Raw genomic sequence first — 19,338 nt, 5'->3', positions numbered from 1 at the left:
CTATTCTAGTTTTACATAAAACTATGCCATTCGACAAGAAAAACTTCATAATTTGTTTTAAAAAACCTGACATCCCCATCTTTTTGTAACATATTTTTAAATATTGACACCAAAAGTAAAGCAAACTAACACTGGAAGTGAAGCCAAAAAGCAGCGTTATCCCATCCGGGAACGCTGCTTTTAACCATGTATAATTTTAATGGCATTACTTATTGCTTTTGGACAGCGGAGCGGAAGTTCCGCGCGCCGCAAGTGCGGTCTCGGCGTCAAACCGTTTTCTTTCGGTTCTTTCAATTTGCACAATCCTTCCGTCGTGAACGATGATTTGCACATTGCCGTACTCCATGCCGTTTACGCTGCTTGCAATCCGATTCAACCAAATCTCATCAATTTCCAGCGGTTTTGCCATGGTAGTCCCTCCCTTTATATGGTCCAATCGTACCATTCTTCTCTGCGTTTCTCTAAATAAATAAGCCAGTTGCGGGTTTTCTCGATCGCTTGCCGCGCGGCATCAGCCGACGAATACGTATGATTGGCCTGAAACACAACTTCCTTATCGCATTGCCCTTGCGAGCGAAGCCAAAAGATCTTCTGATATAAAAAGCAGTAGTCCGCCGGGATGACCTCATCATCCGTTCCATGCACCAGAAGCACATCGCCGTTGAACTTGCGAATTTGTTCAAAAGGGTGGTGATTGGCAAGCGAATTGAAAAAACCTGGCGTAAAGGTATAACCCAAATAGTCGGATTCGCCTTGTTGTACCGCATCTTCGTAAACCGATTTGCCGGTTATTTTCACAATATCGTTAAACGGGTGCGCTACGGCGGACCATAAGATAAGCGTCTTGATCCGCTTGTCTTTGGCGGCCGCAAGCAAAGCGACAGCTCCACCGAGGCTGTGTCCAAGCAATGTGACACGCTGCGGGTCAACGCAATCGATGGACAACGCGTAATCGACCACGTGACGCGTCTGCTCGATCAGTGCATCGAGACCTCCGGCGCCGTATTCCCCGGTGCTTTCCCCACATCCGCCGTAATCGAAGCGGAGTGTCATAAAGCCGTTTTGGCCAAAATCGCGGGCGGCCTTTACAAACAGCCGGTCAACCCCGATGCGATTGCCGATGAAGCCGTGGGCGATAATAATAATCGGCAGCTTATCCAATGAACGCCGGGAAGTCTGCTCAACTTGCACGGGATAATGAAGAGTTGCCGCAAGTTCCAATGTGCCGCTAGTAATCGTAATATGATGCTCCATGAGACAACTCTCCTCCTTTGGTTAGATTGTGTCCGGACGAACGATGCAGATCGTGAGTTTAAATTCATAGTTGCGGTCATTACGGTAAAATGATGGTACTCCACCGCTCATGAAAACCGTGTTTTTATTGAAATGATTTATCGGTAAAAACACGGTTTTCAAGGCGGACGTGAACTTGAGAGTTTTCCATAGGAAAACTGGCTTCGGAAGCATAAGCTTTCCATGTCATTCCCTTACCCTCCACAACCGCAAGAATAAATATTCACAAAAATAAAATCGTCGGGCACAATCGTTTTTCTATATATACACGGGCAGCGGATCGGTTTTCAGCCTGTTCTCGACAACGGTTTGCTGATTTTCGTTGAAAATGTACAATTTGTGAATCAGCACAAGCACATTGTCGCCTGGCGATAACGCCGGCAGCTGCATTGAACGGTAGGCGAATAGTTTACGGTCGCCGACTTCCGCTTCGATCTGCCAGCTGGAGCCCCGGAAATATACATTTTTGACAACCCCGTTTTCGGCTGCCGATGGAAAAGATACCTCGGGTTTGTGGCCGATTTCGATAAATTCGGGACGAATAATTGCTTTCCCGCTGTCCACTCCAATATGCTCAAAACCTCTCAAATCAGCGACATCGCCCTCAAACCGGTTCGATTCTCCGATAAAACCGGCAACAAACGGAGTTTCCGGACTGTTGTATATATGGATTGGAGCCCCCTTCTGCTCGAGTCTCCCTTGATTAATAATCATGATCTCGTCGGCTACTTCAATCGCTTCCTCTTGGTCATGGGTGACAAAAATGCTCGTGACGCCGACATGCGCGATCATTTCCTTCAGCCAAGTCCGCAGCTCCTTGCGCACCTTGGCGTCGATGGCCGCAAACGGCTCATCAAGCAGCAGCAGCTGCGGTTCGGGTGCAAGCGCGCGGGCGAAAGCGACACGCTGCCGCTGCCCCCCGGAAAGCTGGTGCGGCAGCCGTTTCTCCAGGCCCTGCAGCCCAGTCAGCTCGATCAGCTCGCCTACTCGCTTCTTGATCTCCTGCTTGCTTGCTTTTTTGACGGTCAATCCGAATGCAATATTGTCAAATACGCTCATATGCCGGAACAACGCATAGTTTTGAAAAACAAATCCGATCCCGCGTTTCTGCGGCGGAAACTGGTTCACTTTCTGACCGTGGAACAAAATCTCGCCGGAATCCGGCTCCTCGAGTCCTGCGAGCATCCGCAATATCGTCGTTTTGCCTCCTCCGCTCGGACCGAGCAGTCCAATCAGGCTTCCCTTTTCGATTTCAAAGCTGACATCTTTGGTAGCCTGGAAGCTGCCAAAGCTTTTGGTCAAGTGTTTGGCGACAATATGCATAAGCTCACTCTTCTTTCGCGTTGGTCTGCTGCCGGTATTTCCATTCGATGACGCTTTTGACGACCAGCGTCACGACCGCCAGCAGCAAAAGCAACGAAGCGATGGCAAAAGAACCGGCGAAATTGTACTCGTTATACAAAATTTGAATGTGCAGCGGCATCGTGTTAGTCGTTCCCCGAATGTGCCCGGAGACGACGGAAACCGCCCCAAACTCGCCCATCGCCCGGGCGTTGCAGAGGATGACCCCATACAGAAGCGCCCATTTGATGTTAGGCAGCGTGACTTTCCAGAAAACCCGCCAGCCCTTCGCCCCCAGTGTCACAGCCGCTTCCTCTTCCTGCACCCCCTGTGACTGCATCAACGGAATAAGCTCCCTTGCAATGAAAGGAAATGTAACAAAAACGGTGGCGAGCACGATGCCGGGAAGCGCAAAAACGATTTTAATATCGTGGTCGGACAACCAAGGTCCCAGAAAACCTCTTGCCCCGAAAAGCAATATAAATATGAGTCCCGATATAACCGGAGATATAGCAAACGGCAAATCGATCAGCGTCACAAGCAAGTTTTTGCCGATAAATTTAAACTTAGTGATGGCCCAAGCTGCCGCGATGCCAAATATAAAATTAAGCGGCACCGCAATGGCGGCGACCGTTAAGGTTAGCTGAATCGCCGCGGCGGCATCAGGTTCCTGTAAGGCGGCGAAATACACTTCCGCTCCCTTGCGGAACGCTTCGGCGAATACAACGGCAAGCGGGAGAATCAGCAGCAGTCCCAGGAACAGCACCGCAATCGAAATAAGGACCCACTGCACAACTTTGGTTTCATTAATATGCTTGGGCCGGTCCAGCGCGAGGCCGGACGTTCTTACCGCAACATAACCTGCCATACAGATCCCCCTCTTATGCCGATGCCATACGGCGGCTGGTGCGCCACTGCAAGTAGTTAATCACAAGCAGCATGACAAACGAGAAAACAAGCATCACAAGCGCAATGGCGGTCGCTCCGGCATAATCGTATTGCTCCAGCTTCGTCATAATCAGCAGCGGGGCAATCTCCGTTTTCATCGGCATATTGCCGGATATGAAAACGACCGAACCATATTCGCCCACCGCTCTGGCGAATGCCAGCGTAAATCCGGTGAGCAGCGCCGGCAACAGCGGCGGAAGGATCACTTTAAAAAAGGTGCGGAGGCGGTAAGCGCCAAGGCTGACCGCAGCTTCCTCCAGCTCCTTCTCCAGCTCTTCAATGACCGGCTGCAGCGTGCGCACGACAAACGGAATCCCGATAAAGGTCAGCGCCAGCATCACGCCAAAAGGCGTAAATGCGATTTTGATGCCATGCGGTTCAAGCAAACTGCCGATCCAGCCGTTTTTGGAGTAAATTGTCGTCAGAGCGATACCCGCAACCGCCGTCGGCAGCGCAAACGGCAGATCGACCAGCGCATCCATGATCTTTTTTCCCGGGAAGCGGTAGCGCACAAGCACCCAGGCCACGATAAATCCGAACACCGTATTGATTAACGCCGCGCCAATCGACGCGCCAAAACTTAATTTGTAAGAGGCGATGACCCGCGGGTCGGTCACCGTACGCCAGAATTGCTCCCATGATGCCGTTGCCGTTTTAAAGAAAATGCCGGAGAGCGGCACAAGAACGATCAGACTTAAATACAGAACCGTGTAGCCCATCGACAACCCGAATCCGGGAAGTATGCTCCGCTCTTTCCATGTTTTTGCCATTGCTGATTTCCCCTCAAGTCTTATGGCTTGTAAATTTTATCGAAAATACCGTTGTCCGCAAAATGCTTCGCTTGCGTTTTTTGCCAGCCGCCAAACGGCTCATCGTCGATCGTAAACAGGTTGATCTGCGGGAATTGCTTCTCATATTTTTTGGCAACCGTTTCGTTGCGCGGACGGTAAAAGTTTCTTGCGGCGATTTCTTGGCCTTCTTCGGTGTACAAATATTCCAGGTAAGCCTGCGCTATGTCGCGGGTTCCTTTTTTGTCGACGACTTTATCGACGACGGCGACAGGCGGTTCGGCCAGTACGCTGATGGAAGGAACGATGATTTCGTATTTATCTGCGCCGAACTCCTTGATCGACAGGAACGCTTCGTTCTCCCATGCCAGCAGCACGTCACCGATGCCTTTTTGCACGAACGTATTGGTCGCGTCACGTGCGCCGCTGTCAAGAACAGGCGCGTTTTTCAGCAGCTTTTGCACGAAATCCTGCGCTTTGGCCTCATCGTTGCCGTATTTCTTATAGGCATATCCCCAAGCAGCGACATAGTTCCAACGAGCGCCGCCAGATGTCTTCGGATTGGGTGTAATAACCTGTACGCCCGGCTTAATCAGATCGTCCCAGTCCTTGATTCCTTTCGGATTTCCCTTTTTCACCAAAAATACAATAGTGGAGGTGTATGGCGAACTGTTGCTTTTCAAATTCTTTTGCCAGTCGGGCTTAATCAGCCCCGCCTTCGAGATGGCGTCGATATCGTAGGCCAATGCGAGCGTGACGACATCGGCTTCCAATCCGTCGCTAACCGAACGGCCTTGGCTGCCCGAGCCGCCATGCGACTGCTTGAAGGTGACTGTCTGGCCGGTTTTATTTTTCCAATACGTGGTGAAGGCTTTGTTGTAATCCTGGTACAATTCACGCGTCGGGTCATAGGAAACGTTCAGCAGCTCAACTGGTTTGGCGGCTGCCGCAGCCGGTTTGGCCGCCTCTGCGGGCTTAGCGGCTTGAGGTGCCGCTGCGCTGTTGTCCGTTTTGCCTCCGCAAGCTGCAAGGCTGAATAATGAGATCGATAATAAAGCTAATGCTGAAAATTTTCCCCATGCGGATTTTTTAACGGTGGATTGAATAGACATCGAAATGAACCCCTCTCTACAAATAACCTATGATTTAGTTGGCCATTGATCCGCACCGACTGCTACCCTCTCCGGTTATCCGGTCGTTTATAATAATTCCTATGCGCTTACTATGATTTGATGTTGCCAGTATATTACCGTCTGGGCATAAGTGTCAATTGTTTTTGGGCAAAAAAAAGAAAAACCCAACTTGGTGAAAAGTCGGGTTTTTCAAGCGTTTTTTGAAGTTTCTTTGAGGTTGGGCGAACAGTCGCTGCAGTAACCGAAAATTTCAAAACGATGGCTGACGATATCAAACTGCTCCGGCAGATTCGGAATCTGCTTCATCGGGCAAAATTCGAACGATACCGTTTTTTCGCATTTCATACAAATCAGATGGTGATGATGATGGGATTGGCAGCGGGCGCGAAATTTCAGCCCTTCGTTGAAGTAAAACTGCTCCAGCACCCCCATCTCGCTGAGCAGCCGCAAATTGCGGTAGACGGTATCGAAGCTCACACCCGGGTATTTCAGCCTCATATGCTCATATACGTCCTTCGGGGACAAGTACCCCTTCGCTTCCGCAAACAGCGCCGCCAGGCTTCTGCGCTGGTCTGTAATCCGCCAGCCTTTGCTGGACATTGCCGCAACGATTTCCTGCATCGTTTCTTGCCTGTCATGGTCTCCCATATGCCGCTCCTTACAAATTACGTCATTATTCATCATTTTGCCTTATATCGCGAAGGGAGTCAACCGTTTAAGACTCGAGCTCGAGCAGCCGGCGCCGCAAATCCTCTTTGGAGAAGTGCTCGCCGATAAACACGGCTACGTCCGGGACGTCGCCTTGCGGGTTGATTTTCATAAAATCCGCTTCACGGTATGCGAATTGAAACATAAACCGGCTGGCCGTATCCGTAAAATGCACGATTCCTTTGGCCCGGTATACTTCCTGCGGCAAACGCGCCAGCAGCTCCTCAAAACGCTCGGAATCGACCGGCCGCTCAAAATAATGCGTATACACCATGACATGGTCGTGCGAATGGTGAGCATGACCGGCAGCATGATCATGTTTGTGATCGTGGTAGGTATGATCCGAGTCATGTTCATGATCGTGACCAGCGTGTTCCGAGTCATGTTCATGATCGCTGTGATCTGTCTCCTGCGCTTTAGCGCGGCCGACATGGCCGTCCCCCTGCCCGGCCTCCGGCTGGTCCGCAGCGGCATGATGCGTGTGCTCTGCGCTTGCGGAGCCGCTCCACCCGTCAAACCCGCATGCATCGCCTTCGCAAAAACCGGCAGCTCCCGCATCGTTAAGCAGCTGAAACACCGTCGCCGTCGGAGGTTCAGCTTTGCGCTCAAGCCGATCGAACATGCTCGCATCGGTCCGGCACATCACGGTGCCTTCGATCGGGGCATATTCATTCCATTCGCGCAGCTGCTTTTCCAGCGCCTGCAGCTGCTGCGGGCTGACAAGATCGGTTTTATTCAGCAATATCGTTGTAGCGCAGCGGATCTGGTCCTGCATCAAGCGGTACGTTTTCCCCCCGCCCCGTTCGATCTGTCCCGCCAAATGGGCGGCGTCGACAACCGTCACGACCGATTTCAGCTCGATGCGGGCCATCAGCGAAGCATCGGTGACCCCATCCAATATTTCGATCGGATTGGCAATACCGGTTGATTCAATGAATATCACGTCAGGTTTGTGCTCCCGCTCCAACTGCAGCAGCTCCATCCCCAAATCGCCGCGAATCGTGCAGCAGATGCAGCCGCTGAGCATTTCCGTCATCGGGACCTGATTTGAGACCAGCATGCCGTCCAAGTTAACCTCGCCGATTTCATTCATCAACACAGCCGGTTTTTTCCCCAGCGCCGTATAATAATCGATCGCTTGCGTCAGCAACGTTGTTTTCCCGCTTCCCAAAAATCCGGCCAATATATGAACTGGAATAGTGGATGTCATATGGTGGTTCCCCCTGTACATTCGGCATAAAAACGGCAGAATAACTCCCGGTATTTTACCCCTCATGCTGCACATTGTCAAACGGCATCCCACCCCTTCCATCCATTTTGAAAAAAAGTAAAGCAATTCCGGGCCAAGCAACCTGGAATAGGTCTTAAATCGATCCAAAAAGTATACAACTTGTAAGGGAGCATGCCATGAAAGGAGGGATTGCGATGCCAAATCCGCTTGGGCCATCCATTCAGATTGACCCTGCTTTTCCTTATTATGCAAACCGTTCGGCGGAGAGCATCGTCGATGAAATCGAACTTGCCGGTTATCGAACGGTACGGTATTTTGTCACCGAAGAAAAACGCATTCATGGAAAACTGCTTGAAGCGTTACAAAAACGCGGCATCTTCGTCTGGGCGATGACGCTTGGGAACGGCGTGTACACAACCGGCCACCTGCCAAAAGAATGGCCAAGATGGCAAATGACGCTGCTGAAACCGGTCGAGGACGGATTTTACCGTTTTTCGCCGTACAGCCAAAGTTATACCGCTTGGAAAAAAAATGCGCTGGCGCAAATGGTCCGCAACTATCCTTTTGACGGCCTGGAAATCGCCGAGCCGTATTTTCCCGAATGGAACGGCCTTTCCAGCGGCGTGTACGGGGATGTCGGACCGCTTGCCCGGTTGGCATTCAGAAAAAAGTACGGCTCGGACATCCCGGATTTCAAATATGCTTCTTCCGCTAATTATTACAAGCGCAACACGTCGCTGTATGCCGATTGGGTGCAGTTTCGCGTCGACAGCGTCAACCGGTTTTTAGCGGAAATGATTCACGGCGCCGGCGGAGTCAAACACGCAAGACCCGGCATTCAAATCGCGACGTGGTCGGTCGCGGTGGATCATGGCCCCGATTCGGTTGAGCTGATCCGCGAATTCCAAGGCATTGATGCGCCTTCGATGATTTCCGCAGTTAAACCGGACGTTCATTTCATTCAAACCCATTGGCCGGATTGGATGCGGCCCTCGCTTAAAGCCAATTATGTTACAGCTTATGAGCCGTTTACCCGGCAAATTCGCATGGCGCATCCGCAGCTTCCGCTGGGCATTCAAGCGGATATCGGGTCCAAACGCAATATGAGGCGAAGCACCGGCTGGCTGAGGCAGTTTAGAGAAACGGCCGGCAAACTGAACTATGCGACTTGGACCGCCTATGAATATCACCTTGGCCGTTATATGTACGAAGAACCTCCGCTTCCTCTCCAAGCAAAGCGCGTAGGCCGGAATATCGTGCTGCTGTTATTTAATAAGCGCGTCGATGAAAGCTCGGCGGAAAATCCGCAGCACTACCAAATGAGCCTGCGCGGCGCTGAGCTTAAAATCCAAGATCTTAAAGCCGAAGCGGACGGCAACCGGATCCTGCTGTGGTCCGCGCTTTTTCCACAAGAACCATTCGAGCTTACTTTATCGGGCATTCAAGACACGCCGTCGCTTTGGCTGTTTCAACAAGCTAAAGCCAATAAGGTACCGAGAAACTGTTCGGTGACAGTCCCGCCATACCGGCACTAATTAACTTTGAATACAGCCAGCCCACCCGTTTGTACACCCTTATGCGGACAACTGGTTGAAATTGGTTATTGCCAAATACGGGCCCGACACCCGCAAAGCCGGAAAGCGCTACGAATATCTAATAGCGAGAAAGAAGTATAGAAAGTTGGGCCAGAGCGAGCCCACAGAGGAGTGTTACAATGAAAAAAACGATGATCACCTGTTTAACCGCCGCCATGATCGGATTGGCCGCTATTCCGGCCGGATTTACGGCCGTCCCGCAAAAGACGTATGCCTCAGGCCTCTGCACAAAAGAAGCGACTACGCCGGAATACGATTATATGGTCGCAAGCAACGTATTTTACGGTACGGTGACAAAAGTCGACGATGTGTATTTTGACGGAAAACCATATCGTATGGCGACCTTCGTATCGGATAAATCGTTTAAAGGCGATTTTGTCCATACGGTATTAACCGCGCCGGACAGCACCCAATGCGGCGTAACTTTTGAGATGGGGCATAATTATTTGGTTTATGCCAACAATCGGCTGGGACATCCGGCGGTATCGGAATTCGATGTGCTGCAAGGCGATGAAATCAAAGAGCGAATCGCGTGGCTGGAAAACATGAACATGGTGCCGACACCTCCTGCGGGCGAGCAATACATCACGCTTTATCCGGGTACCGACGTGTCGGTGGCCTTAAACGGCAGCATTCTTCCGGTAAGCCCGGCGCCGGTATATTTTGAAAATTCGCTTTATGTGCCAACCACGCTTTTCCGCGACGTTTTAGGTTACGTAACTGTATGGAACTCTGAAACGGGCAGATACGACATATTGCTTAAATCCGATTGGGCCGGCATCGCGGCCAAAGGAGATCCTGCGCAGTCGCAATTTAATGGCAGCTCCATCGGTGTTCCTGCGAGCTCCGAACCGTTTACAGCCCCGGTCACGTATTCCGATGTTACGGTTAAAGTCGACGGGCGGATCTATGCGCCGGAAAACCAGCCGTTCAAATACGACGGCGTCGTTTATGTGCCGCTGCGCGATACCGCGGAAAAACTCGGGCTTAAGGTCAATTGGATCAAGGACATGAAGCTCGCGCAAATGAAAGACATCAGGCCGATTGATCCGCTGGAACGGCCGGTGCTGACCATGAAGCTCTCTTCCAATACCGGAGGGCATGATCTGATCGTGGACCGGGTTAACGATGGCCAAGTCGTTTATCATGAAGATCGCATCCTCAATTACGGAAGCACTCCGCCGGCACAGCAAACCGCCTCATTCAGCGAGCTGATCAAAGAAACCGATGGCGGGCAAAATTACCGGGTCCGGTTGTTCTTGCAGCATGATGAGCGGGAAAACGAACTGATCATCACCGATAAGCTGATGAAGTCGCTGCTTACGGATCCCGCCGTCCGCACCAAAATGAATTTTGTGCTTGGCCACGACTTTTTCAATTGGCCGACTTACGGCGTGTTTTCCACTGCAAACGTGGATTAGAAGCAACCCGGAACCTGTGCGGTAACGTGTTGGCATATAAGAGTAGAACAAAGGCGGCCGATTCCTCATCGGCCGCCTTACTTTTGCATATCGGGGTATAACGTTTATTCCTTCATCAGGATGGACGTAATGCCCGGTTCGATCGCATCGATAAACTTCAGCGCATCTTCCCTGGTGCCGACTACATCGGCGTAATGATATGGCACGACGATATGCGGATGAATCAGATTGGCCGCTTGAGCCGCTTCTTCATAAGCCATCGTATAGGTGCCGCCCATCGGCAGGAAAGCCACATCGGCATGGATATCTTTCATCTCCGGAATAAGGTCCGTATCCCCTGCCATGTAATACGACGCTCCATTTACCTTAATGATGTACCCTACCCACGCCTTTTCTTTCGGATGATTGTTTGTTTTGGTATTATACGCCGGCACCGCCTTGTAGGAGATGCCCTTCACCGTACCTTCTTGATTGGGAGCCGAGCCGACCTTCTCGAACGCTGTATCGGCCAATTTATCCAGCTCGCCCGCAGGGAAAACGATAGTTGCGTCTTTTTTCGCTACTTTCGCAATTTCGTTGAGACTAAAGTGATCGCCATGCGTGTGCGTAATGAAAATAATGTCGCCGTCTTTCGGCTCGCCGTCCACCTTATATGGATCGACATAAATCACTTTCTCTCCGGTCAGCTTCACCATCGATTGCTTGAACAATTGAACCCCTTTTAACAAGTTTTTCGACTTGGTTGTAATGGAAACCGCCGACTTCTGTTGATTCCAAACCGCTTCGGCCCCAAGCTTGTCTTGGATAAAGGCCGGATCGACATACACTCTGCCATCCTTCAAAAACGGCTTGCCGCCGCCCGCCGCATTTTCCGGCTTAAATGTGACAGCTGAAGCGCCTTCCCCGATTTGAACCGACTTGTTTTTGGCATCCCATGTCACGAGAATGCCCATATTCTCAGCGGCGCTCCGTACGGGAATATAAACGCTCTCCCCGACCGTATACGGCTTGGCGTCCGGAAACACGATATCCCGGCCGTCCACCTGGACTTTAGGCGCGCCTGCCGCCTGATCGGCCGCAAATAATGCACCTGCGCCTGTGAAACACAAAAGCAGTACAAGCAAAATGGAAACGTTTACCTTCATCTTGAATATCCTCCCTATATCAATTTTTCTTGCTGTGTGAGAACATTCTACATCCGCCATAAAATCCCTTGCTAACATCTGGCAAAACATAAAATTTTGTTCGTACGTTCAGGTCGATACACGGCAAATAAAAGTTTATTCTGTCGGTTTCACGCAAAAAAACAAAAAACGGAGTCCCCAAGGATCTCCGCTTTCCATGTTATTCACTTATTCAAACACCGGGCCAATTTCGCCCGTTACCCGGTCCTTTAACGTAAGACGGCCTTTTTGTCTACGGCCTTGTTCATCGGTCAGCATCATCAGCTTTGTATTTCCTTTGCGGATCAAAGAAACGATATCCGTATCCGACAGCGATACGCCAAACTGATCTTTCCAAATGACAAAACGGCAGCCCGCTTTGTAGCTGGCGCAGCCGTAGCCTTTTCGGCCCATTACGATGCGGCCGCCGCAGCCTTCGCACGGGCATGCTGCGATCGTCCCGTCCTCGTGTGCCTGAGCTGCCGCAGCCGCTGCGGCAGCAGGCGCCGCTTTGGGGACGGCCGCAGCGGTTTTCCGCGGCTTGGCGGACGTTGCCGCAGCAACGGCTGATGCGCCTTGCGCAGCGGACGTTCGCTTCGGCGCCGGCCCTTCCGGCCCCGAAGCTTGCGCGATGCTGCTTTTGGACGCGCGTTTGCCTTTGGCCGGCGCTTTGCCGGAGCTTTTGCCGGATTCTTTCGGCAGCTCCTCAAACGCTTGCCTCGCAACCCGCTGCTGGTCCTTGACTTTGCCGACAATCATCGTGGCGAATTTTTTCACATTGGTCATAAACGTATCGTCGGAAGCGATGCCTCTGGCGATTTCGTTCAGCCTCCGCTCCCATTGCCCGGTCATCTCCGGCGAAGTCAGCAACTCGATGCCGGCGCCGCGGATCACTTCCACCGCCATGCGGCCTTTTTGGGTAATCGCGATACGCTTGCCTTGCATGTCCACATAACCGACCTGCTTCAGCCGCTCAATGATCGCCGCCCGCGTGGCCGGGGTGCCAAGCCCGGAATCCTTCATCGCATCGCGCAGCTCTTCGTCTTCGATCTGCTTGCCGGCGCTCTCCATCGCCTTCAGCAGCGTGCCTTCGGTATAAGCTTTCGGAGGTTTCGTTTCGCGCTCCTTGGCCGCGCTGTCGGCGCAGTGCACGCCAAGCGAGCTGTCCAGCACAAACGGCGTGCTGGTCTCCTCCTCAAACGCCTTCGGCTCGTCGTCGTCTTGATCCGTTTTGCCGCGGGCTCCGCTTCTTTCCTTGTCCTTGCGCTGGTCGGCGTAGATTTCCTTCCAGCCGATGGACAACAGCTGCTTAATCGTGCTTTTGAACGTCTCCTTCTCCACTTCCGTGAGGATCGTATGCACTTTATATTCCGCTGCCGGATAAAAATGCGACAAAAAACGCCGGACAATCAAATCGTAAATTTTCGCTTCGTCCGGTGACAAACCTTTGGCGACTTTTTTCGTCGGCAATATCGCATGGTGATCTTCGACCTTGGACGGGTTGCAAACCGCCTTGTTGTTTTTATGGACAAACCGCTTTTCCGCTTTTTCCGCCAAGGCGTCGTACGAAGTGCCGCGCAGCTGGTCAAGCGCCTTATGCATCTCCGGGATGTTCTGTTCGGTCACGTAATTGGACGTCGTACGCGGATAACTGATCACTTTGTGCTTCTCATATAACGCCTGCGCTAGGTCCAGCGTCTTTTTCGCGGAAAATGAATACTTGGCGTTAGCCTCGCGCTGCAGCAATGTCAAATCGTACAATTTAAACGGGTATTCCTTCGTCTCTTTGACCTCGTAGCTGGCGATGGAACCTTGCTTGCCTTTTACTTTCGCGGCGATGGCTGCGGCTTTGTCCGGGTCCGTCAGCTTCTCTCCTTGCCACATGCCCTTATATTCCGTCGTTTGCTGGGTGAACCGCGCTTCCACCTCATAAAACTTCGCCGAGCTGAACGCTTCGATCTCCTTTTGCCGGTCATACAGCAGCGCCAGCACCGGCGTCTGCACCCTGCCGACCGACAGCAGCACGTTGTGTTTCGTTGTAAACGCCCTGGAGCCGTTCATGCCGATCAGCCAGTCCGCTTCGCTGCGGGCTTTCGCCGCTTTGGTCAAATTCTCGTATTCGGCGCCTTCCCTCAGCTCCACAAAGCCCTTGCGGATCGTTTCCGGGGTGAGGTCCGAGATCCACAGCCGCTTCACCGGCTGACGCAACTTTAGGTGCCTCTGGATCAGCGAAAAAATATGCTGCCCTTCCCGCCCCGCGTCGCAGGCGTTGATCAGCTGACTGCTGCGTTTGGCCAGCTCCGAAATCACTTTAAGCTGGTCTTTTGTTTTGCTGTTCGGAACCAGCTTGAACTGCTCGGGAATGATCGGAAGGTCGTTGATATTCCATTTCTTATATTTCACATCGTAAGCATCCGGTTCCGCAAGACCGATCAGATGCCCGATCGCCCATGTGATGATATATTGCTCGCCTTCGATAAACGAACGGTGATTTTTTGCTTTGGGATCAATTGCCGCTGCAATATTGCGACCCATATCCGGTTTTTCCGCAATAATGAGTGTTTTCAACCAAATATCGCTCCTTGCCTGTCCTTTTTCAATAATTGGCTTAAGCATAACATAAAAGAAAACAGGCTGCACTGCCTCCCCATTCCTAATTCAATCGCAGCGCACCTCAATCTTTCACCCTAGCATACCGTTCCAATTCGTCCTTTTGACGCAGATGATGGCGAAAGTGCATACCCGCCAGCTCAAACCATTCCTGCGCATTCAGCCAGCCAAATCCGTCATGCAGCACTTTGCAGTTTGGATTGATGGCGTGCAGGCGCACCTCCCATTCACTCATGTTATGCCGGACTTGTTCAAGCCGTTGCATAAGAGCTTCTACGCTTTCGGTATTGCTGGGATTGTTCTCAGGCCCGTCCGGCAGTTTTATTTTGATCGGCGGAAACCCGCCCTGTTCAAACAGCGCCTCGCCGGCTTCCGTTTTGCCAAGAGGTTGATCTTCTTGAGCAGTGGCGCATGCTGCGACCTTATCCATGTAGTCCAGAGCCGCGAGAATTAAGTGGTCGTACAGCTGACAGAGAGACCACACTCCTTGGGCCGCGCTAAACCGCAGCTGCTCCAGCGAATAATGACGCAAGCGGTTTTGATACGAATCAATCAGCATGTCATACCTCAAGCGAAACTCCCCTCTCCCTTAAACGACTGCGGAGCAGCCGATTCCCATTTTACCCGCCGAATCTCCTTTTATCTTATCATGCAGCGGGATCCCGGCAACACGATGTGAACAAAAAAAGCAAGCCGGGAATTCGGCCTGCCCTTTCTATTCTAAAGATCTCTCTTCGGACGGTAAACGACGTAACTGGTGGGCGTTTCGCGAACGATCACCTGCAAGCACTGCGGCCGATTCGGTTTCGAATCCAGCAAAGACTGGATCGTGTTGCATATTTCTTTTGCCACCACTTCGGTCGTTGGAAACTGGCTGCGATATTCCGCGTGATCGTTTAATAACGTGTGGTCATACCGATCATGTACCGCCTGCTTAATCATTTTGAAATCGATCAGAAACCCGATTTCGTCAAGCTCGTCCCCGGCGATGGTCACATTCACCGTATACGTATGACCGTGCGTGTGCTGGCACTTCCCTGCCAGCTCGGACGGAATAAAGTGAGCGGCCGACATGTGAAAATCTTTATTTAACTCGTACACATAATGGTGCACGACCTGCGGATAGTATTGATAAAGCACACAAACCCTCCATCTATTATCGATCTTCCTGCTATCATTACAATACCATGAACGGTTTGGTTATGGAAATAATAGTCTCGCAAGCGACGCCAACATAAAACCCGTAACGACGACACAAGCGATAATCAGCTTTTTTTCCTGACGGTTAAATTGTTTCATGGCACGTTCTCCACTCCAGAGATGTCAGTTTATCTTATTGTACCGCTTTGCAGGTAACACGGCACCCGGAGGTACGGACATTTTTGTGAGCATTTCATGACAATACGATGACAAGAGGCTGAATCGCGCGGCAGGCAGCAAATCATCAGAGCCTTGCTTCTTGGAGTAATGTATGATATATTGTTTTCCTTGCTTTTTGCGATTATAGGAAAAAGATGGAGGTACCGATCATTGGAACCGACGATTCAAGAAGCGTACGCCGAGGAATCAGAACGTCTTGAGCAAGTGATGCGGGAAATCGACACGCAGCTTAAACTGCTTCGCTCCACACCGGTTTATCACGGGCACGAGCATACGGAGCAGGTACTGGAATCGATTCGCGAAACGAAGCGGCAGCAATTGGGGGCCGCAACGGGAGAGCCGTATTTTGGAAGATTGGACTTCCAGGAAGCCGGCAAACCGAATCCGTCGCCGCTGTACATCGGCAAAGTCGGAGTCGATCGCGAAGATAACGGGGAACTGCTTGTAATCGATTGGCGCGCGCCGGTGGCCAGCTTATTTTATTCCTTCACCGGGGGCATGGACAAGGCGGAATACGACAGTCCCGAAGGATTAATTGAAGGTCTGGTGTATTTAAAACGGAACATCGTCATTCGCCAGCAAATTTTGCAGCGCGTGGTCGACACCTACAACAGGCAAGGAGATTCGCTCGCCGTTACCGACGAATTTCTTTTGTACCGGCTGGGGGAAAACAAGGACAACAAGCTGCGCGATATTGTCAGCACGATTCAGGCTGAACAAGATAAAATCATTCGCGCCGCAAAAAACACTTCGCTTATCATTCAAGGTGTGGCGGGCAGCGGAAAAACGACTGTCGCTTTGCACCGTCTGGCTTTTTTGCTTTATCAATACAGGGAACAAATCCGCGCGGAGAAAATGATCATTTTTGCGCCAAACCGCATGTTTCTCGATTATATATCCGGAGTTCTTCCAGAACTCGGCGTCGGGCACATTCAGCAGACGACCTACGCCGATTGGGCGCTGGAGCTGCTGGACCACGAGGTCAAGCTGGCGGAGCCCGCAGCACGCTTAAAGACATGGTTTGCCGTCGGACCCGAACGGCCGGCCGCGCTGCCCGATACGCCAATTAAGTATAAAGGCTCCACCCGGTTTATGAACTGGCTGGAGAGGTGCATGGATCTGTTCGACGGCAGCTATCTTCCGAAAGCTTCATTTTCACCATGGGAAGGAAAGGTGCTGGCAGCGGAGACGATTCGCGGCTGGTATGAGGTTGAAAACCGCCATTACCCGCCCGCCAAGCGGCGTGAACGGGTGCTGGCCCGCATCAAGCGGTGGCTGGAGATGGAGCTGAATAAAGTATGGGAAGCATCGCAGAAAAAAGAGCTGAAGAAAAAATCGTCGGCGAAACTGCGTGACTATACCAAACAATGGACCGAATACAGTCCGTTTTCGTTGTACCGGATCTTGCTCACTCCCGCCGAGCGTCCTTCCTGGCTTACCGAAGATTTGCTGAAGGACCTGCCTGTGACGATGCAAGAAGCGGACAACAGCTTCCGCAAAAAGCAAATCGATCCCGAAGATCTCGCGCCGCTTCTCTACATCCGCAGCAGGCTGAGCGGGATTGAATCGGAATTGCTGTTTGACCATACGGTGATTGATGAAGCGCAGGACTTCTCACCGTTTCAAGTCGCTCTTCTGAACCTGCACACGCGCAACAGCTCGTTTACGATACTTGGCGACTTGGCGCAAGGCATTCATTCCTATCAAGGGATTGAATCGTGGCATGAGTTTTCCGATTTGTTCGCCGAGGATAGCCGGGCTTATTTTCAGCTGGAACGCAGTTATCGCTCGACGATGGAAATTATTTATTTCGCGAATGAAGTGCTCAAGCGCTCGGAAGCGGAGACACCCCTGGCTGTACCGGTATTCCGCAGCGGCGAGCGGGTCAAGCTGGTTCAGACTACGCCTGCCGGCGCATCTGCCGCCATCATGAGCGCGATATCCGATTTACGCCATACGTCGGATTCATCACAAGCGATATCGACCATTGCGGTGATCGGCAGAACCGAAGCGCAATGCGCCAAGCTGCATCGCGCCTTGACCTCAGCCGGCTTGGAGCCGCATTTGATCGAAGCCGGTCAGCAAAGCTACAAAGGCGGCTTGTCGGTTGTGCCTGCATTCCTCTCCAAAGGGCTGGAATTCGATGCCGTGCTGATTGTCGATTGCGATGCCGCACACTACGAATTAACGCCGCAGGATGCGAAGCTGTTGTATGTCGGATGCACCCGTGCCTTGCATGCGCTGCATATATTTTACTCCGGTGAACCTTCGCCGCTGATTGCCGGCGTAACAGGCGATTTTGTCGAAACGGAAGCCGTAACGGCTTCATCTTGATGTGATGCCTCTGCACGCAAAAAGCCCGCGGTTTTCCTCAACGGAAAACCGCGGGTTTTATTTTCTTTCGCCAGTACATTACGTTATTGAACTATTCATGCAAATGCCGGTATTCCATGTTGTCGGTGATATGCACGAGGTTTCCTTTAACGGCCCACAACGCCCCCGCTTCGCTTGGCAGCACCCCGTTCTCATAACAGGCAAGCAGCGTCTTGTCCAACCCGTCCACCCATAACAAACGGCGTTCTTGGTCTTTTCGCATCAGTTCCTCAGGGAACGTGCTGGCCTCTCCCGCCGATTCCAGCATGCCGCTCATGCATTGCACTTGCGGCAGCGATGCTTCCAAACCGCAAGGAATGTTGGCGCCGCCGTTTCTGACCGCTTCGATGCATGTCCATAACTTGGTCCCGTCGACCCAACCGTTTTTGCCTTCGCGCGGTTCATAAGAAACAACCGTCCCGTCGGACATGTGCGCCACAATACGGTTGTTCTGCTCTCCGGTGACAAAGGTGATTAAAGCGTTTTCAAACTCAAAACAAAAGCGCGGTTCTACAGATTGAGGCACCGCATGCGCGGCGTAATACAACACCTCCACATCCCCGTTCACCCAGATCCTGGCAGCGCATGTATCAAACGTTTCAATCGGATTCGCTTTGTACAGCTCCGCTTCCACTCGATCGATTCGCCCCGACGTCTCAATCGATGCGCCGAGCATGTACAGCATGTTGTGAAGATGGTGCGATGTGGCATTATGCGCGATGCTATCGAGAATCCACTCGCCTTGCTGGCTTTTTCTCCGTCCCTTCCAGCCGCTCTCATAATAGGTTTCCGCCCTGGGCCACAGCACCAGCGACTTCAGCCGTTTCGGCTTGCCGAAGCGGCCGGAAACGATATCCTGCTTGAGCTCCAGAAACTGCTCGTAATAAGACCAGTTGTACCCGATTGCCACAAACTTTCCGGCCCGGGCGCTCTCCTCCATCATCAGGCGGACTTCCCGCTCCGTTGCGGCGATCGGTTTTTCGCACAGCACATTGCTGCCATGGCGAAGCGCCGTGCACGTATGAGCGCAGTGATACTGAATGGGTGTTGTGACGATTGCCAAGTCGGCATGATGTTCTTTGTAGAAGCTTTCCATATCGCTGTAAAAAGGCACATTCATGGCAAGCAATTGTTCATAATATTTGCAGTTCTCCGGATACAACTCGACGATCCCCGCTAACAAAAATGTGCCGCTATCCCGGTCGGCCAGCAGCTCACGTACAAAATTGTTGCCGTATCCGCCGGCGCCGACCAGCAGGATGCTGACTTGCTCGTTCCCCATCTTCCATTCACCTCATCCATAGATTCGTGTTAGCCATGTAATGGTCCCGCAACAGCTAAAAATGGCAAAAAG

16 protein-coding genes are annotated in these 19,338 nt (G+C 51.9%); 3 read left to right on the top strand and 13 right to left on the bottom strand.

Annotated features, from left to right (window positions below; genetic code table 11):
* Positions 1–205: 205 nt before the first annotated feature.
* From EYB31_RS07960 to EYB31_RS07925, 8 genes are all read right to left on the bottom strand, one after another.
* Positions 206–409 (bottom strand): YezD family protein, encoded by a 204-nt coding sequence (locus EYB31_RS07960; RefSeq protein WP_131012756.1) that lies wholly within the window; start codon positions 407–409, stop codon positions 206–208.
* A 14-nt stretch (positions 410–423) separates the two neighbouring features.
* Positions 424–1,254, bottom strand: coding sequence for an alpha/beta hydrolase (locus EYB31_RS07955; RefSeq protein ID WP_131012755.1), 831 nt, complete (start codon positions 1,252–1,254; stop codon positions 424–426).
* 297 nt (positions 1,255–1,551) lie between these two features.
* Complete coding sequence (locus tag EYB31_RS07950; RefSeq protein WP_131012754.1) at positions 1,552–2,616, bottom strand: sulfate/molybdate ABC transporter ATP-binding protein; 1,065 nt, start codon at positions 2,614–2,616, stop codon at positions 1,552–1,554.
* A gap of 4 nt (positions 2,617–2,620) precedes the next feature.
* Entirely contained in the window at positions 2,621–3,502 is an 882-nt protein-coding gene (gene cysW, locus EYB31_RS07945) for a sulfate ABC transporter permease subunit CysW (RefSeq protein WP_131012753.1), read from the bottom strand.
* Positions 3,503–3,515: 13 nt separating this feature from the next.
* On the bottom strand, positions 3,516–4,352 hold the full coding sequence (gene cysT, locus EYB31_RS07940; protein ID WP_131012752.1) for a sulfate ABC transporter permease subunit CysT: 837 nt from the start codon (positions 4,350–4,352) through the stop codon (positions 3,516–3,518).
* A 20-nt stretch (positions 4,353–4,372) separates the two neighbouring features.
* Entirely contained in the window at positions 4,373–5,482 is a 1,110-nt protein-coding gene (locus EYB31_RS07935) for a sulfate ABC transporter substrate-binding protein (RefSeq protein ID WP_131012751.1), read from the bottom strand.
* A gap of 210 nt (positions 5,483–5,692) precedes the next feature.
* Complete coding sequence (locus EYB31_RS07930; RefSeq protein ID WP_131012750.1) at positions 5,693–6,151, bottom strand: Fur family transcriptional regulator; 459 nt, start codon at positions 6,149–6,151, stop codon at positions 5,693–5,695.
* Positions 6,152–6,218: 67 nt separating this feature from the next.
* Positions 6,219–7,421 carry a CobW family GTP-binding protein gene (locus EYB31_RS07925; RefSeq protein ID WP_131012749.1) on the bottom strand — a complete coding sequence of 401 codons (1,203 nt, stop codon included), beginning with the start codon at positions 7,419–7,421 and terminating at the stop codon, positions 6,219–6,221.
* A 215-nt stretch (positions 7,422–7,636) separates the two neighbouring features.
* Between EYB31_RS07925 and EYB31_RS07920 the strand changes: the two genes are divergently transcribed.
* A complete protein-coding gene (locus tag EYB31_RS07920; RefSeq protein ID WP_131012907.1) occupies positions 7,637–8,977 on the top strand; it encodes an N-acyl-D-glucosamine 2-epimerase in 1,341 nt (446 codons plus the stop codon).
* A 179-nt stretch (positions 8,978–9,156) separates the two neighbouring features.
* A complete protein-coding gene (locus EYB31_RS07915; protein WP_131012748.1) occupies positions 9,157–10,458 on the top strand; it encodes a stalk domain-containing protein in 1,302 nt (433 codons plus the stop codon).
* Positions 10,459–10,562: 104 nt separating this feature from the next.
* Here the strand turns inward: EYB31_RS07915 and EYB31_RS07910 are convergent, their stop codons facing one another.
* The 4 genes from EYB31_RS07910 to queD form a co-directional block, all read right to left on the bottom strand.
* Positions 10,563–11,603, bottom strand: a complete 1,041-nt coding sequence (locus EYB31_RS07910; protein ID WP_165452292.1) for an MBL fold metallo-hydrolase — start codon at positions 11,601–11,603, stop codon at positions 10,563–10,565.
* Between the two features lie 207 nt (positions 11,604–11,810).
* Positions 11,811–14,189: a type IA DNA topoisomerase gene (locus EYB31_RS07905; protein WP_131012746.1), complete on the bottom strand. Its 2,379-nt coding sequence runs from the start codon at positions 14,187–14,189 to the stop codon at positions 11,811–11,813.
* Between the two features lie 106 nt (positions 14,190–14,295).
* The gene (locus EYB31_RS07900; protein ID WP_240762195.1) at positions 14,296–14,802 is read right to left on the bottom strand and encodes a DinB family protein; all 507 of its coding nucleotides are present in this window, start codon (positions 14,800–14,802) and stop codon (positions 14,296–14,298) included.
* 149 nt (positions 14,803–14,951) lie between these two features.
* Positions 14,952–15,371, bottom strand: coding sequence for a 6-carboxytetrahydropterin synthase QueD (queD, locus tag EYB31_RS07895; protein ID WP_131012745.1), 420 nt, complete (start codon positions 15,369–15,371; stop codon positions 14,952–14,954).
* Positions 15,372–15,761: 390 nt separating this feature from the next.
* Between queD and EYB31_RS07890 the strand changes: the two genes are divergently transcribed.
* Entirely contained in the window at positions 15,762–17,945 is a 2,184-nt protein-coding gene (locus EYB31_RS07890; protein WP_131012744.1) for a HelD family protein, read from the top strand.
* A 91-nt stretch (positions 17,946–18,036) separates the two neighbouring features.
* On the opposite strand, the gene EYB31_RS07885 is transcribed toward EYB31_RS07890, so the two are convergent.
* Positions 18,037–19,266 carry a Gfo/Idh/MocA family protein gene (locus tag EYB31_RS07885; RefSeq protein WP_131012743.1) on the bottom strand — a complete coding sequence of 410 codons (1,230 nt, stop codon included), beginning with the start codon at positions 19,264–19,266 and terminating at the stop codon, positions 18,037–18,039.
* Positions 19,267–19,338 lie beyond the last annotated feature (72 nt).

The organism is Paenibacillus thalictri (assembly GCF_004307995.1).
Taxonomy (GTDB): domain Bacteria; phylum Bacillota; class Bacilli; order Paenibacillales; family NBRC-103111; genus Paenibacillus_AF; species Paenibacillus_AF thalictri.
This window is presented reverse-complemented; position numbering and strand designations above follow the sequence as displayed.